Annotated in this window: 14 protein-coding genes and 1 pseudogene; 8 read left to right on the top strand and 7 right to left on the bottom strand. The window is 63.9% G+C overall.

Going from position 1 to position 15,391, the window contains the following annotated elements; translation table 11 throughout:
* The first annotated feature begins 5 nt into the window (after window positions 1-5).
* From GGD67_RS36530 to GGD67_RS36540, 3 genes are all read left to right on the top strand, one after another.
* Entirely contained in the window at window positions 6-2,348 is a 2,343-nt protein-coding gene (locus tag GGD67_RS36530; protein ID WP_018321563.1) for a xanthine dehydrogenase family protein molybdopterin-binding subunit, read from the top strand.
* A 15-nt stretch (window positions 2,349-2,363) separates the two neighbouring features.
* Window positions 2,364-3,164, top strand: coding sequence for a xanthine dehydrogenase family protein subunit M (locus tag GGD67_RS36535; RefSeq protein ID WP_018321564.1), 801 nt, complete (start codon window positions 2,364-2,366; stop codon window positions 3,162-3,164).
* Between the two features lie 196 nt (window positions 3,165-3,360).
* A complete protein-coding gene (locus tag GGD67_RS36540) occupies window positions 3,361-4,467 on the top strand; it encodes a CaiB/BaiF CoA-transferase family protein (protein ID WP_179739702.1) in 1,107 nt (368 codons plus the stop codon).
* Window positions 4,468-4,599: 132 nt separating this feature from the next.
* Here GGD67_RS36540 and hppD read toward each other — a convergent pair whose 3' ends face one another.
* Window positions 4,600-5,715 carry a 4-hydroxyphenylpyruvate dioxygenase gene (hppD, locus tag GGD67_RS36545; protein ID WP_179739703.1) on the bottom strand — a complete coding sequence of 372 codons (1,116 nt, stop codon included), beginning with the start codon at window positions 5,713-5,715 and terminating at the stop codon, window positions 4,600-4,602.
* A 123-nt stretch (window positions 5,716-5,838) separates the two neighbouring features.
* Here hppD and GGD67_RS36550 point away from each other — a divergent pair, with 123 nt between their 5' ends.
* Together GGD67_RS36550 and GGD67_RS36555 are read left to right on the top strand one after the other, a co-directional pair.
* Window positions 5,839-6,318 (top strand): Lrp/AsnC family transcriptional regulator, encoded by a 480-nt coding sequence (locus GGD67_RS36550; protein ID WP_026202578.1) that lies wholly within the window; start codon window positions 5,839-5,841, stop codon window positions 6,316-6,318.
* Between the two features lie 72 nt (window positions 6,319-6,390).
* Complete coding sequence (locus GGD67_RS36555; RefSeq protein WP_179739705.1) at window positions 6,391-6,702, top strand: DUF1272 domain-containing protein; 312 nt, start codon at window positions 6,391-6,393, stop codon at window positions 6,700-6,702.
* Window positions 6,703-6,804: 102 nt separating this feature from the next.
* Here the strand turns inward: GGD67_RS36555 and fahA are convergent, their stop codons facing one another.
* The 5 genes from fahA to GGD67_RS36580 form a co-directional block, all read right to left on the bottom strand.
* Entirely contained in the window at window positions 6,805-8,076 is a 1,272-nt protein-coding gene (gene fahA, locus GGD67_RS36560) for a fumarylacetoacetase (RefSeq protein WP_179739707.1), read from the bottom strand.
* A gap of 208 nt (window positions 8,077-8,284) precedes the next feature.
* Entirely contained in the window at window positions 8,285-9,631 is a 1,347-nt protein-coding gene (hmgA, locus tag GGD67_RS36565; protein ID WP_179739709.1) for a homogentisate 1,2-dioxygenase, read from the bottom strand.
* A gap of 2 nt (window positions 9,632-9,633) precedes the next feature.
* A complete protein-coding gene (locus GGD67_RS36570) occupies window positions 9,634-10,590 on the bottom strand; it encodes an MBL fold metallo-hydrolase (RefSeq protein WP_179739711.1) in 957 nt (318 codons plus the stop codon).
* A 25-nt stretch (window positions 10,591-10,615) separates the two neighbouring features.
* On the bottom strand, window positions 10,616-10,843 hold the full coding sequence (locus GGD67_RS36575; RefSeq protein ID WP_018321572.1) for a DUF2783 domain-containing protein: 228 nt from the start codon (window positions 10,841-10,843) through the stop codon (window positions 10,616-10,618).
* 8 nt (window positions 10,844-10,851) lie between these two features.
* A complete protein-coding gene (locus GGD67_RS36580) occupies window positions 10,852-12,468 on the bottom strand; it encodes an FAD-dependent oxidoreductase (RefSeq protein WP_179739713.1) in 1,617 nt (538 codons plus the stop codon).
* Window positions 12,469-12,578: 110 nt separating this feature from the next.
* On the opposite strand from GGD67_RS36580, the gene GGD67_RS36585 reads away from it, so the two are divergent.
* The 3 genes and pseudogenes from GGD67_RS36585 to GGD67_RS40035 form a co-directional block, all read left to right on the top strand.
* Entirely contained in the window at window positions 12,579-13,121 is a 543-nt protein-coding gene (locus GGD67_RS36585) for a MarR family winged helix-turn-helix transcriptional regulator (RefSeq protein ID WP_018321574.1), read from the top strand.
* A 100-nt stretch (window positions 13,122-13,221) separates the two neighbouring features.
* A complete protein-coding gene (locus tag GGD67_RS36590) occupies window positions 13,222-13,932 on the top strand; it encodes a methyltransferase domain-containing protein (RefSeq protein WP_246784521.1) in 711 nt (236 codons plus the stop codon).
* 86 nt (window positions 13,933-14,018) lie between these two features.
* Window positions 14,019-14,102: pseudogene (locus GGD67_RS40035) on the top strand (MarR family transcriptional regulator); the annotation flags it as partial.
* Window positions 14,103-14,232: 130 nt separating this feature from the next.
* On the opposite strand, the gene GGD67_RS36595 reads toward GGD67_RS40035, so the two are convergent.
* On the bottom strand, window positions 14,233-15,039 hold the full coding sequence (locus tag GGD67_RS36595) for an N-acyl homoserine lactonase family protein (protein ID WP_179739715.1): 807 nt from the start codon (window positions 15,037-15,039) through the stop codon (window positions 14,233-14,235).
* Window positions 15,040-15,391 lie beyond the last annotated feature (352 nt).

Raw genomic sequence — 15,391 nt, forward strand, 5'->3', positions numbered from 1 at the left:
CAGACATGGGTGTTGAAGGTATAGGCGCGCGCGTCGTGCGCAAGGAAGACAAGCGTTTCATCACCGGCAAGGGCCGGTACGTGGACGACATCAAATTGGTGGGCATGACCCATGCCCATTTCATCCGCAGCCCGCACGCCCACGCCAAGGTGAAGGGGATCGATTCCTCCGCCGCGCTGAAGATGCCGGGCGTGGTCGCCGTGCTCACGGGCCGAGAGATTGTCGACGACAAGGTCGGCAATCTCATTTGCGGCTGGGCCATCACCTCCAAGGACGGCAGCCCGATGAAGATGGGCGCATGGCCGGCGATGGCGCCGGAGACGGTGCGCTTCGTCGGGCAGGCCGTCGCGGTCGTGATCGCCGAAAGCAAGAATCTCGCGCGCGATGCGGCCGAGGCCGTCGTCGTTGATTACGAGGAACTTCCCGCAGTCGCCGACGTCCAGGCCGCGATCAAGTCTGGCGCGCCGCAGCTTCACCCCGAAGCTCCCGGCAACCAGGTCTATGACTGGGTGATCGGCGACGAGGGCGCCACCGATGCCGCCTTCGCCAAGGCCGCCAATGTGGTCAAGCTCGACGTCACCAACAACCGCCTCGCCCCGAACGCGATGGAGCCGCGCGCGGCGATCGCCGATTACGACGCGGCGGAAGAGCATTTCACGCTCTATACGACCTCGCAGAACCCGCACGTCGCCCGCCTCGTGCTCTCGGCGTTCTACAACATCGCCCCCGAGCACAAGCTGCGCGTGATCGCTCCTGATGTCGGCGGCGGCTTCGGCTCCAAGATCTTCATCTATCCCGAAGAGATGGTGGCGCTGTGGGCCTCCAAGAAGGTCGGCCGTCCCGTGAAATGGACCGGCGACCGCACCGAGGCCTTCCTCACCGACGCGCACGGCCGCGACCATGTGACCCATGCCGAGATGGCGTTCGACGCCAACAACAAGATCACCGGCTTCAAGGTGAAGACCTACGCCAATTTCGGCGCCTACATGTCGCTGTTCTCGTCCTCGGTGCCGACCTATCTCTACGCGACGCTGCTGTCGGGCCAGTACAACATCCCGGCGATCCATGCCGAGGTGATCGGGGTCTACACCAACACCACGCCGGTCGACGCCTATCGCGGCGCGGGCCGCCCCGAGGCGAGCTATCTGATCGAGCGGCTGATGGAAACGGCGGCGCGGCAGCTCAAGGTCGATCCGGCCGAGCTGCGCCGGACCAACTTCATCACCCAGTTCCCGCACCAGACGCCCGTCATCATGGCCTACGACACCGGCGACTTTAACGCCTCGCTCGATGCCGCCATGAAGGCGATCGACTATGCCGGCTTCGCCGCGCGCAAGGCGCAAGCCAAGTCGCAAGGCAAGCTGCGCGGCATCGGCGTGTCCTGCTACATCGAGGCCTGCGGCATCGCGCCGTCGAAGGCGGTCGGCAGCCTCGGCGCCGGCGTCGGCCTGTGGGAATCGGCCGAGGTGCGCGTCAACCCGGTCGGCACCATCGAGATCCTGACGGGATCGCACAGCCACGGCCAGGGCCACGAGACGACGTTCTGCCAGCTCGTCGCGGATCGCCTCGGCGTTCCCATCAGCCAGGTCTCGATCGTCCATGGCGACACCGACAAGGTGCAGTTCGGCATGGGCACCTACGGCTCGCGCTCGGCGGCCGTCGGCCTCACCGCGATCCTGAAGGCCATGGAGAAGATGGAGTCCAAGGCCAAGAAGATCGCCGCGCACGCGCTGGAAGCGTCCGAAGCGGACATCGTCATCGAGAACGGCGAGTTCAAGGTGACCGGCACCGACAAGGCGATTGCCCTGCCGATGGTCGCGCTCGCGGCCTACACCGCGCACAATCTGCCTGACGGGATGGAGCCGGGTCTGAAGGAGAGCGCCTTCTACGATCCGACCAACTTCACCTTCCCGGCCGGCACCTATATCTGCGAGCTCGAGGTCGACCCCGGCACCGGCAAGACGTCCTTCGTCAACTTCGTCGCGGCCGACGATTTCGGCCGGCTGATCAACCCGATGATCGTCGAGGGCCAGGTCCATGGCGGCCTTGTTCAAGGCATCGGACAGGCGCTGCTCGAGCACGCGATCTACGACGCCAACGGCCAGCCGGTCACGGCCTCGTTCATGGACTACGCCATGCCGCGCGCCGACGATGTGCCCTCCTTCAACCTCTCCCACACCACGACCCTTTGCCCGGGCAATCCCTTGGGCATCAAGGGCTGCGGTGAGGCCGGCGCGATCGGCGCCTCTGCGGCCGTGATCAACGCGATCACGGATGCGATCGGCAAAAACAATCTGGAAATGCCCGCAACCCCTGATCGGGTGTGGCGCACGATCAACGCGGCTTAAGAGGGAGGAACGAAGATGTACCAGACCACCTATCATCGCGCTTCCTCGGTCGACGAGGCTGCAAGCCTGTTCGCCAAGGGCAGCGAGTCCAAGTTCCTTGCCGGCGGCCAGACGCTGCTGCCTGTGATGAAGCAGCGCCTCGCAAGCCCGTCCGACGTGATCGACCTCGGCAAGATCAAGGAGCTGCAGGGCGTCGAATTGTCGGGCGACACGCTGACCATCAAGGCCGCCACGATCTATTACGACATCATGACCAATGCCGATGTGAAGAAGGCGATTCCTGCGATCGCCTATCTCACCTCGGTGCTCGGCGACCCCGCCGTGCGTTACCGCGGTACGATCGGCGGCTCGATCGCCAACAACGATCCCGCCGCGGATTTCCCCGCTGCATTGCTCGCACTCGGCGCCACCGTGAAGACCAACAAGCGGTCGATCTCGGCCGAGGACTTCTTCCAGGGCCTGTTCACCACGGCGCTCGAAGACGGCGAGATCATCACCGCCGTGTCGTTCCCGGTGCCGGCGAAAGCAGGCTACGAGAAGATGCGGCATCCGGCCTCGCGCTTTGCGCTGACCGGCGTGTTCGTCGCGCAGACCAAATCGGGCGAGGTTCGCGTCGCCGCGACTGGTGCCTCGCAATCCGGTGTGATGCGGGTGCCTGCGATTGAAGCCGCGCTGAAGGCGAACTGGTCGCCGTCGGCGATCGATGGCGTCAGCATTTCGGCGAGCGGATTGCTGGCTGACATCCACGGCACTGCCGAGTACCGCGCCAACCTCGTCAAGGTAATGGCGCAGCGCGCGGTGGCCGCGGCGCGCTGATAGCGCCTCGACACAAATTTTCCGCGGCGCGCACTTCGGTGCGCGCCGTTTTATTTTGGCGGTGCGGCATCAAAAGCGCTTGCCTCGCTGGCATGAAGGCGAGAAAAGTTAATCAGCCGATTAACTCGCTCCAAGAATAATGTCAGCGGCGATGCCGAACCATCGGCATCCGCCCGCGACCCGAGGAAACAACAACGTGCTCGACAAATCAGCGCCCACCTCGACCGTCCGCGCCTCCGGCCCGCTCTCGGGCTTCCGCATCGTCGAATTCGCCGGCATCGGCCCTGGCCCGTTCGCCTGCATGATGCTGGCGGACATGGGCGCCGACGTCGTCACGCTCGACCGGGTCGGCGCGAAGAAGAGCATGAAGTCGGTGGCGGGACGCGGCCGCAAGGTGATCGAGCTCGACCTGAAGGACAAGGCGGCGATCGCAGAGGTGCTCGACCTGCTTGCCAGCGCCGATGCGCTGGTCGAGGGCTTTCGTCCCGGCGTGATGGAGCGGCTCGGGCTCGGGCCGGACGTCGTGCTCGCTCGCAATCCCAAACTGGTCTATGGCCGCATGACCGGCTGGGGCCAGGAAGGCCCGCTCGCCAACGCGGCCGGCCACGACATCAATTACATCTCCATCACCGGCGCGCTGGCCGCCATCGGCACGAAGGAAGCACCGGTGCCGCCGCTCAATCTGGTCGGCGATTTCGGCGGCGGCGCGCTCTATCTCGTCGTCGGCGTGCTCGCAGCCCTGCTGGAAGCGCAGCGATCCGGCAAGGGCCAGGTCGTCGATGCCGCGATGTGCGACGGGGCGGCCTCGCTGATGTCGTTCTTCTTCGACATGACCACGCTCGGCCGCTGGACCGAAGGGCGCAACCAGAACTTCCTCGACGGCGGCGCGCACTTCTACGGCGTCTATGAATGTGCCTGCGGGCACTTCGTCTCGATCGGCTCGATCGAGCCGCAGTTCTACGCGCTGCTGCGCGAGCATGCGGGCCTGACGGATGCCGATTTCGACGCGCAGATGAACCCCAAGGCCTGGCCGGCGCTGAAGGAGAAGCTGAAGGCCGTGTTCAAGAGCAAGACGCGCGAGGACTGGTGCAAGATCATGGAAGGCACCGACATCTGCTTCGCGCCGGTGCTGACCATGTCGGAAGCAACCCAGCATCCGCACATGGTCGCCCGCAACGTGTTCGTCGAGCGCCACGGCGTGAAGCAGCCCGCCCCGGCGCCGCGCTTCTCGCGGACACCGTCGGCGGTGCGTGAGCCGGAGCCGGCGGAAATCGGCGCGGTGATGCAGGCGTGGAAGAGGTAAGTCTCACCCGGACAAAGGTCGCGTAGGGTGGACAAAGGCGCGGAGCGCCGTGCCCACTCTTCGTATAAATTGGGCGGGACGTGGGCACGCTTCGCTTTGCCCACCCCACGGCAGTGTGCGTGAGGCTAGAACCTACGCCGCATCCACCTTCAAAACCCCGCGCCGGATCTGATCCTCCTCGATCGATTCGAACAGAGCCTTGAAATTGCCCTCGCCGAATCCGTCGTCGCCCTTGCGCTGGATGAACTCGAAAAAGATCGGGCCGATCGCGTTGGCCGAGAAGATCTGGAGCAGCACCTTGGTCTGGCCGCCCTCGACCACGCCTTCACCGTCGATCAGGATGCCGTTCTTCTGGAGACGCGCGAGGTCCTCGCCATGCTTGGGCAGGCGCGCGTCGATCCGCTCGAAATAAGTCTCGGGCGGCGGCGGCATGAACGGCAGACCGGCGTCACGCAGGTCTTCGATGGTGCGGTAGATATCGCGGCAGCCGCAGGCGATATGCTGGATGCCCTCGCCGCGATAGGTCTTCAGATATTCCTCGATCTGGCCGGAATCGCCGGCATCCTCGTTGATCGGAATCCGGACCTTGCCATCCGGGCTGGTCAGCGCGCGGGAGAACAGTCCGGAGGCGCGGCCCTCGATGTCGAAGAAGCGGATCTGGCGGAAGTTGAACAGCTTCTCGTAGAAGCCGGCCCAGACATCCATGCGGCCGCGGTGGACGTTGTGGGTGAGATGGTCGAGATAGAACAGGCCAGCGCCGGCAGGCCGCGGATCGCGTGCGCCGAGCCATTCGAACTCGGCATCATAGGCCGAACCTTTGGCACCGTAGCGGTCGACCAGATAGAGCAGGCTGCCGCCGATGCCCTTGATCGCGGGCACGTCGAGCGTCTTCTGCGCCGATGACACATCGGCAGGCTCTGCACCGAGCGAAATCGCGCGGTCATAGGCCGCCTTCGCATCGACGACGCGGAACGCCATCGAGGGCGCGCAGGGCCCGTGCGTGGCAACGAACTCGTAACCGTGGCTGCCCGGCTCCTCGTTGACGAGATAGTTGATGTCGCCCTGGCGGTAGACCGTGATCTTCTTGGTCTTGTGGCGCGCGACGGGCGCATAACCCATCAGCTTGAACAGCGCATGCAGCTCTTCTGGATTGGGATGCGCATATTCGACGAACTCGAACCCATCGGTGCCCATCGGATTGTCGGCGCTAACAGTGGCCGGCGGTGCATCGTGCGGAAACGGTCCCATAGGCGGCTCTCCCAAATTGCTGCTGGGAGGAACTATCCTTCATGGGGCCCGCAAAGAGCGTGCAAACGGGACGGTCTTTGGCTATCATGTGCACGATCCGTGCATAATATGGGCAAACGACGCATGATTTCGGTTGACGCCTTCGACCTCAGGATCCTGGGCGCGCTCCAGGACGATGGCCGCCTCACCAACCAGGAGCTCGCCGACCTCGCGGGGCTTTCGGCCTCACAATGCTCGCGCCGGCGGATGCGGCTGGAGGAGGAGAAGGTGATCGCGGGCTATCACGCCGATCTCTCCAGCGAGGCACTCGGCTTCGGCGTGGTCGCCTTCATCCAGGTGACGCTCGCGACTCACTCGCCGGATAATTCGAAGCGGTTTCGCGCATTGGTTGGCCGTATCGACGAAATTCAGGAGGCCTATTCCCTCACCGGTGACGCCGACTACGTGCTGAAGGCGGTGCTGCGCGATCTCAAGGGTCTCTCCAACCTCGTCAATGACGTCTTGATGCCGCACCAGAGCGTGGCGCATGTGCGCTCTTCCATCGTGCTCGACAGGCTGAAGGAGAGCTCGCGATTGCCGCTCAGGGAGATCAAGGCCGGCTGAAATCGAGGGAACTACGTCATTCGCGCTTCCCCCGCGATCTGCGATGATCCCGGCCAATCCGGAGATTCAGCCATGGCCCTCCAGCTTCGACCGAACTGCGAATATTGCGACCGCGACCTGCCGCCCGATGCAATTGATGCGCGGATCTGCTCCTACGAATGCACGTTCTGCGCGGATTGCGTCGAGACGAAACTCTCCAACGTCTGCCCGAACTGCGGCGGCGGTTTCGCGCCGCGCCCGATCAGGCCGACGCAGGAATGGCGGCCGGGCGTCTGCACGAACAAGCAGGCACCGTCGGACAAGCGGGTGCATTTGAAATACAGCGTCGAGGACGTCGCGGCACATTGCGCGCGGATCCGGGACGTGCCGCCAGAGAAGCGGTAGATCTCGTAGGGTGGGCAAAGGCGCGTTAGCGCCGTGCCCACGTCATCGATATGGTGGGCACGCTTCGCTTTGCCCACCCTACGAGACCGGAGCGCGCCGCAATCACTCCGCCGCCAAAATCGTCCCTTCCACCTCGCCGAAGCCGACGCGATAGCCATCCCCCTGGCACCAGCCGCGCATCACGAGGCTGTCGCCATCCTCCAGGAACGAACGCTTGGCGCCGCCGGGCAATTCAACCGGCTCGGTGCCGTTCCAGCTGATCTCGAGCAAGCTGCCGCGCTGGTTCTTTTCCGGACCGGAGATGGTGCCGGACCCTAAGAGATCGCCGACATTCATGGCGCAGCCGGAGGAAGCGTGGTGCATGAGCTGCTGCACCGAGGACCAATACATGTACTTGAAATTGGTGCGGCTGATGCTGGCGGGCGCGTTGGCGCCGGCGGCGCGCAAGGAGACGTCGAGCTCGACATCGTAATTCTGCGGCTTGCCCTGCCTGAGATAATCGAGCGGCACCGGCTGCTGCTCCGGTCCGTTCAGGCGGAACGGCTCCAGCGCCTCGCGCGTCACCACCCAGGGGCTGATCGAGGTCGCGAACGCTTTGGCCAGGAACGGACCGAGCGGCACATATTCCCATTGCTGGATATCGCGCGCGCTCCAGTCGTTGAGCAGCACGAAGCCGAAGATCATCTCTTCCGCCTGTTGCTCACTCAGCAGGCCGCCCATCGACGAGGATTGGCCGATCACGACGCCCATCTCCAGCTCGAAATCGAGCCGCTTGCAGGGCCCGAAGCTCGGCACCTCGACGTTCGGCGGCTTCAGCTGCCCGCGCGGCCGCTTCACCTGGGTGCCTGAAACCACCACTGTCGAGGCGCGGCCGTTATAGGCGATCGGCATATGCAGCCAGTTTGGCTGCAGCGCATTGTCCTTGCCGCGGAACATCACGCCGACATTGGTGGCGTGCTCCTTCGACGAATAGAAATCGGTATAGCCGGAGACGGCGAACGGCAGATGCAGCCTGGCATCGCGCATCGGCACGAGCGCGCGGCTACGCAGTTCCCCATTGTCACGCAGCTCAGCATGATCGGCCCGCAGAAGCTCACTGATCCGCGCCCGGGTCTTGGCCCAGACCTTTGGCCCCAGCGTCATGAAGGGATTGAGCGAGGGCCCGGAGAACACCCCGAGCGGGCCGACATCGAGGCGGGATTCCTGCTCGAGCTCCCAGAGATCGAGCACGTAATCGCCGATCGCGACACCGACGCGCGGCGTCGGATTGGCCGCCGTCGAGAACACGCCGTAGGGCAGGTTCTGGATCGGGAAGTCGGAGGCGGGATCGATCTCGATGAAGGAGCGGAGGCTGGGGTCGTTGGGATGGGGCATGGGTTTCCCGTGGCGCAGCGGTGACGGTGTCACCCTCCCCTGGAGGGGGAGGGTCGGCTCATATTGAGCGCAGCGAAATATGGGACGGGGTGGGGTGATCTCTCAACACGGGCAGCGTTCCTCGCAGAGAGACCGTCACCCCACCCCGCTACGCATTCCCCTTCGCTGCATGCGTAACGACCCTCCCCCTCCAGGGGAGGGTAGAAAGCTACGGCTTGCTTGGATCGAACCGCTTCTCGAGTCCCTTCCAGCAATCCGCGTAATCATCCTGCAGCGTGGAGGAGTTCGCCGCATGCGCGGTGACGCGCTGAGGGTAGCGGGTCTCGAACATGAAGGCCATCGTCCCCGTCAGCTTCACCGGCTTCAATTCGCCGTTGCTGGCATGCTCGAAGGCGTCGCGATCGGGGCCGTGCGGCAGCATGCAATTGTGCAAGGAGATACCGCCGGGGACGAAGCCTTGCGGCTTGGCATCGTAGACGCCGTAGATCAGGCCCATGAACTCGCTCATGATGTTCATGTGATACCAGGGCGGCCGGAAGGTGTTGTCGGCGACCATCCAGCGCTCGGGGAAGATCACGAAGTCGATATTCGCGGTGCCCGCCGTCTCCGACGGCGAAGTGAGAACCGTGAAGATCGAGGGATCGGGATGATCGAAGCCGATCGCGCCGACCGGCGAGAAGGTGCGCAGATCGTATTTGTAGGGCGCGTAATTGCCGTGCCAGGCGACGACATCGATCGGCGAATGCGGCAAGGTCGTCTTGAACAGCGCCCCGCCCCATTTCACGTAGAGCTCGGTCGGCGTGTCCTTGTCCTCGTAATGCGCGACGGGGGTGAGGAAGTCGCGGGCGTTGGCGAGGCAATTGGCGCCGATCGGCCCGCGCTCCGGCAGCGTGAACGCGCCGCCGTAATTCTCGCAGAGATAGCCGCGCGCCGGCCCGTTCGGAATCTCGACGCGGAACTTGACGCCGCGTGGGATCACGACGATCTCGCCGGGCTCGGCGTCGATGCGGCCGAACTCGGTGACGAGGCGAAGATTGCCCTGCTGAAGCACGAACATCAGCTCGCCGTCGGCATTGTAGAAATGCTGGTCCACCATCGATTTGGTGATGAGATAGACGTGCGCGGCCATGCCGGCCTGCGTATTAACATCGCCCGCCGTCGTCATGGTTTGCACGCCCTGGACGAAGGTCATTTCTTCCTTCGGCAGCGGCGTCGGATCCCAGCGCATCTGCGCGATCGGCAGATCGTATTCGTGGCACGGTGCGGAGCGCCACAGGCCGGCATCGACCTTCTCGAAGCGCCCGGAATGCTTCACCGAGGGGCGGATGCGGTAGAGCCAGGAACGCTCATTGGTGCCGCGCGGCGCGGTGAAGGGCGAGCCGGAGAGCTGCTCCGCGTAGAGCCCGTAGGCGCAGCGCTGCGGCGAGTTGCGCCCGATCGGCAGCGCGCCCGGCAGCGCCTCGGTCTCGAAGCTGTTGCCGAAGCCGGACATGTAGCCCGGCGTCACCTGCGCCGAGCTTCGGACGATCTGATCGGGCGAGGTGTTGATGTTCATCACTATCCTCCTCCTTGCAGGGCTGCCCACATGTCCTGGTCGCGCTTGTCGGTCCAGATCACGGGATCGTCGATCCCCGACGCCTCGTCATAGGCGCGAGACACGTTGAACGGCAGGCAGTGCTCGTAGATGGCGAAGCTGTGGAATTTCGGATCCATCACCTCGCGGGTCGCCGCCATCGATTCCTTCAGCGTGCGCCCCTTGGCCACCGAAATTTCGGCCGCGCCATAGAGCGAGGTGACGAAATCGCGCGTCATCGCGATGGCTTCGCGCACCGTGGCGGTGCCGTTGAGCGCATCGCCGCGGCCCGGCGCGATGGCCTTGGGATTGAAGTTGCGGATCTCGTTCAATGTCATCGGCCATTCGCGCAGATGCGCATCGCCGCAATAGCAGGCCGAGTGATATTCGATGAGATCGCCGGAGAACATCACTTCGGCATCGGGCACCCAGGCGACGATATCGCCGGAGGTGTGGCCGGCCCCGAGCTGCATCAGCCGCACTTCGCGCTTGCCGAGATAGATCGACATCTCCCCTTCGAACGTTAGCGTCGGCCAGGTCAGGCCGGGGATGCTTTGCGCGTCCTGGAACAGCCGCGGGAAGCGGCCGTACTCGGAATCCCAATCCTGCTTACCGCGCTCCTCGATCAGCCGATAGGTCTCCTGCGAGGCGACGATGCCTTGCGCCTTGTAGGCGGAGGCGCCCAGCACGCGCACGGCATGATAGTGCGACAGCACCACATATTTGATCGGCTTGTCGGTCACAGTGCGGACGCGCTCGATCACCTTGTTGGCCATCGCCGGCGTCGCCTGCGCGTCGAACACCAGGCAACCGTCGTCGCCGACGATCACGGCCGTGTTTGGATCACCCTCGGCGGTGAAGGCATAGAGATCGGTGCCGATCTCGGAGAAGGTGATTTTCTTTTCCGAGAGGTCACCGGTGGATGCGAAGTTCTTCGCCATCAATTCGTCCTTTGAGTCTTTTGGGCTATTGTTGTTGCTGCTGTTGTTGCTGCTGGCCGTCGATCATACGGCGCTTGGCAAGCTCGATCGCCTCACGCAGCACACCGATGTCGCCGATATGGTTGGCGAGGATCAGCACCAGTGCCGCGTCGAAATCGGCGCTTTGCTCCTCGGTGAACCCGCGATGCGCTTCGACGATGGCGCGAAAGGCATCGTCCGGCCGCGCAAAGTTGGAGCTGGTTGACAACGGCATGCGAAACCTCAATTGAGACCTTGAGCCTGCGACAACGCCGCCGCGATCGTGGCGCGCGTCGGATGGCGGAAGCGCGCGGCGACATAGCCATCGGGCCTGAGCAGATAGGCTGTATCAGGCGCGGCGTCGTAGCGCCTTGCGGCAAGGCCCGAGGGATCGGCAAGTCCGCCCTCGCCACCGATGCGAATATTCTTGATGCCATCGGGCACATCGATCGCCGCGCCATTGTTGAACGAGAGCAGGGTGAAGTCCGTTCCACCCCTGCGGAAGGCGTCCGTCAGATAAGCCTGCTCGGCAATTGGCGCATCGAGCATGGAGCAGCCGGGCGACGGTCCGCCGCCCCACACATCTGCATCCGGCGACGACAACGGGGAGTCGTAGCTGCACGGCACCGACAGGCGCCCGCCATTGACCATGCGCTTGCCGAACTCGGTCTCCTTGGCCAACGACAGCACCGCCTTGCGCAGCCGCGCTTCCTGATGCGAATTCGGCGCCATGAAATCGGTCGAGCGCGTCGACTCGCGGATGTTCTCGTCGGCCGCCAGGCTGCGCTCGGCATGATAGCTTTCGAGCAGGCTTGCGGGCGAGGTGCCGCGCAGCACGCGATCGAGCTTCCAGGACAGATTTTCCGCGTCCTCGAGCCCGGAATTGGCGCCGCGGGCACCGAACGGCGAGACCTGATGCGCGGAATCGCCGGCAAAAATCACGCGGCCATGGATGAACCGGTCCATCCGCCGACACTGGAATTTGTACAGCGAGATCCACTCGAACTCGAACTTGTCGTGGCCGAGCATGCGCGCGATCCGCGGCCGCACGTTCTCCGGCTTCTTCTCGACCACCGGATCGGCGTAGCGATTGAGCTGGAGGTCGATACGCCAGACGTCGTCGGGCTGCCGGTGCAACAGCGCCGAGCGTCCCGCATGGAACGGCGGATCGAACCAGAACCAGCGTTCGGTCGGGAATTCCGCGGTCATCTTGACGTCGGCGATCAGGAACTGGTCCTCGAACACCTGCCCCGCAAACTCGGCGCCGACCATCTGCCGCAGCGAGGAGCGGGCGCCGTCGCAGGCGATCACATATTGCGCGTGCAGGCGATAGGCGCCCTCCGGGGTTTCGATCGTCAATGCGACGGAATCGTTGCGCTGCTCCAGCGCCGTCACCTTGTTGCGCCAGCGCAAGTCGATCTCAGGTAGATCGCTAATACGATCGACCAGATAGGCTTCGGCGTAGTATTGCTGGAGATTGATGAAGGCGGGCCGCTTGTGGCCGTCCTCGGGCAGGAGGTTGAACTGGTAGAGCAGGGACTCCCCGTGGAAGATCCGGCCGACGCTCCACACCACGCCCTTGGCGACCATGCGGTCGCCGACGCCGAGCCGGTCCCAATATTCCAGCGACCGCTTCGAGAAGCAGATCGCGCGCGAGCCCTCGCCGATGCGGTCGGCATCATCCAGAAGGACGACGCGCTGGCCGCGCTGGGCAAGATCGATCGCGAGCGACAGCCCGACCGGGCCGGCGCCGACAACCACGACCGGATGCTCGGCCGGGCCTTGGCCGGCGCGGTCCTGATCGGCATGGCGGCGATAGCCGAACTGGGCTTTGGCCTGATAGGTCGTGGCCTGCGCCATACTCGAACCTCGGCTCTGGTCAGGAGAGGCCTGATCTGCTAGATAGTCTCACGTGCAACTATTTTGGACCGGAGCCGGCCGGCCGTCAACTGGAATTCGGAGCGCGCTCCTTGGCGAGGACATCCAGCGACATCGCACTGAAGGCACGCGAAGCCGACGAGGCCTCCGTGCGACCAAAGGCACGGCTCGACCTGTTCAAGTTCGTGCCGTTCCGCCTCAACCGGCTCGCAGCGGAAGTCAGTTCCGCGCTCGCGGTCGAATACCAGGAGCGGCACGGTCTCGACATTCCGGCCTGGCGCGTGATCGCCACGCTCGGGTTCCGCAACGATGCCTGTAGCGCGCAATACATCGCGCAATGCACCCGCACGCACAAATCCACCATCAGCCGCGCGGTGACTGCGCTGCTCAACGAGGATCTGATCGAGCGGGTCGAGAACGAAGCCGACCGCCGCGAATTCCGCCTGCAACTGACGAAGAAGGGCCGCGCGCTCTACGAAGAGCTGTTCCCGCAGCTGCTGCGGCGGGAAGACGAAATCCTCGCCTGCCTCTCCGCGCAGGAGCGCAAGCAGCTCTCGGTGCTGCTCGGCAAAATCGAAGCGAATCTCGATCTGATCCAAACCAGCGAAGAGGCCGACGCGAAAGAAGCGTATTAGGACGCGTACTCATGGAGGCGCAGACGTCGGCTTTTTGGGAGTCCGGTTGAGAAAGCTTGGTGGGCCCGTGACGGCAGTGGCGTATATAGCGATGCTCCTTATGGCGCTTATCGCAACTCGCGCATACGCCGTTGACATGGGTTATCTGGCTCCCCCCGGAGTCGCTGCAAACAAGTTTCCCTCACCGCAGCGCCCGATCGCTCGAATCGTCAGCCCGCGCCGCTCCGCCGAAGAGCGCCGCGACGCCCTCAATGAGGCCGGTCAAATCGCACGCGTTCTTGAACTGAAACCAGGTATGACAGTCGGTGACATTGGAGCAGGCAGTGGCTACCACACGGTCAGGCTCTCGCACCTCGTCGGACCCGCCGGCTCTGTCGTTGCCCAGGACGTCACGCGGGATTACCTCGTCGAACTCGCCAGGCGAACAAAACTTCTGAAGTTGACGAACGTGCAATTCGCGCTCGGCGAACCACACGACCCGCGTCTGCCCGCTTCTTCACTGGATGCCGCAATCCTTGTGCATATGTACCACGAGATAGCCCAACCCTATGCCTTCCTCTACAATCTCGCGCCCGCCTTGAAGCAGAGTGCACGGGTCGGAATTGTCGATCTTGAGCTTCCGACGTCGAAGCATGGCATGCCAATTGCGCTCTTGCGCTGCGAATTAACTGCCGTCGGCTATCGCGAGGTCGCCGCATATAAGCTCGCAGGGGACGGAGGATACCTGGCGATATTCTCTCCCCCGGAGCTAGCGGCTCGAAAATCTCCCCGCGATATCGTTGCTTGTGTGGATCCTGCCGGCACTCGTTGAAACCATATCTGCCGCCCGTCTCGGAGACCGCACACGTCCGAAGAAAAGGTCAGACCGGAATTGCCGATCGAGACTCAAACCCGGCGCTCGCGATCCGGCTCGGCGAGATCGAAGCGAGTCTCGATCTGATCCAGACCAGCAAAGAGGCCGACGCCAAGCAGGCGTATTAGCCGACGCTGTCATTCCGGGGCGCCGCAAAGCGGCGAACCCGGAATCCAGAGATTGTGGCGCGCGATTCTCAGGTGCGCAACTGCGCACCATAGTTCGCGCTTCGCGCGCCCCGGAATGACGGCTTCGCCCTCACTTCGCAAACGACCGCGACGGCGGCAGGTGCAGTGCCCAGGCATCGACCTTGTCGCTGGCGCGCGGGTAGATCTCGGTCACGATCGGATCGTGGCCGGGGATGAATCGATCAGGGTGGCCGGCGAGGCGCTCGATGGTCTCCCAGCCCACCGCCATGTCGCCGACATTGTAGACGATCGGGAACGGGCTCCTGCGCTGCAGATTGGCGTAGTAATGCGCGGCATCGGAGGCCAGCACCACAGAGCCGCGCGCGGTTTCGACCTTCACCACCTGCAGGCCGTCGGAATGGCCGCCGACGCGGTGCACGGTGACGCCGGGTGCGACCTCGCCATCGCCGGAATAGAAGGTGACGCGCTCGCCATAGACGTGGCGCACCATCTGCGTGACGTGCTCGACCGAGAACGGATGTCGCAGCAGTCCGTTGCACATGCAGCGCCCGGTCGCGTAGGCCATCTCGCGCTCCTGGAGGTGGAAGCGCGCATTCTGGAAGCGATCGAGATTGCCGGCGTGGTCGTAATGCAGATGCGTCACGATGACGTCGCGAATGCTTGACGCCGCGACGCCAAAGCGCTCCAGCGCATCGACCGGATTGAGCGTCAGCTTGCGCGCCCGCGCGCTCGCCTCCTCGGCATTGAAGCCGGTGTCGACCAGGATGTCGCGGCCGCCCCCGCGGATCAGCCAGACGAAGTAGTCGAGGTCCTGCGCCGCACTGTCATGCGGATCGGGCTGAAGGAAGTTCATGCTGGGGGTGCGCGGCGACATCGTCGCATAGCGCAGGGCGTAAATCTCGTAGGCGTTTCCCATGGTTTTTGCTTTTGCTTTGCTTTTCTGAGTGGATCTTCGGCACGATCCTGCGCACCAAGCCATTCTCCGCTGCAAAGGTCAAACGCCGCGCCGCATCACGGCGGCAGGCCATTCAATGTGAGACCAATCACATTTTCGTCGCCATGGAGTCCCTAACGTCCGCCGGTAAGATCGAGCCGGATCACGTCGAGCACAAACATGACAGCCTGTTTATCCTCCCTGCGGCGCACCCAGGCGTTGCGGTCAATCGTCGCGATAACGCCGAATCTCCAAGCAGTTGACGCCCCCCGTCCCCGGTCTGATAATGCAGGAAGCGTAAGTTAAGGTCGCCGCGGCGCAAGCTGGGAACGGC

Source organism: Bradyrhizobium sp. IAR9, from assembly GCF_013408065.1.
Classification (GTDB): Bacteria; Pseudomonadota; Alphaproteobacteria; order Rhizobiales; family Xanthobacteraceae; genus Bradyrhizobium.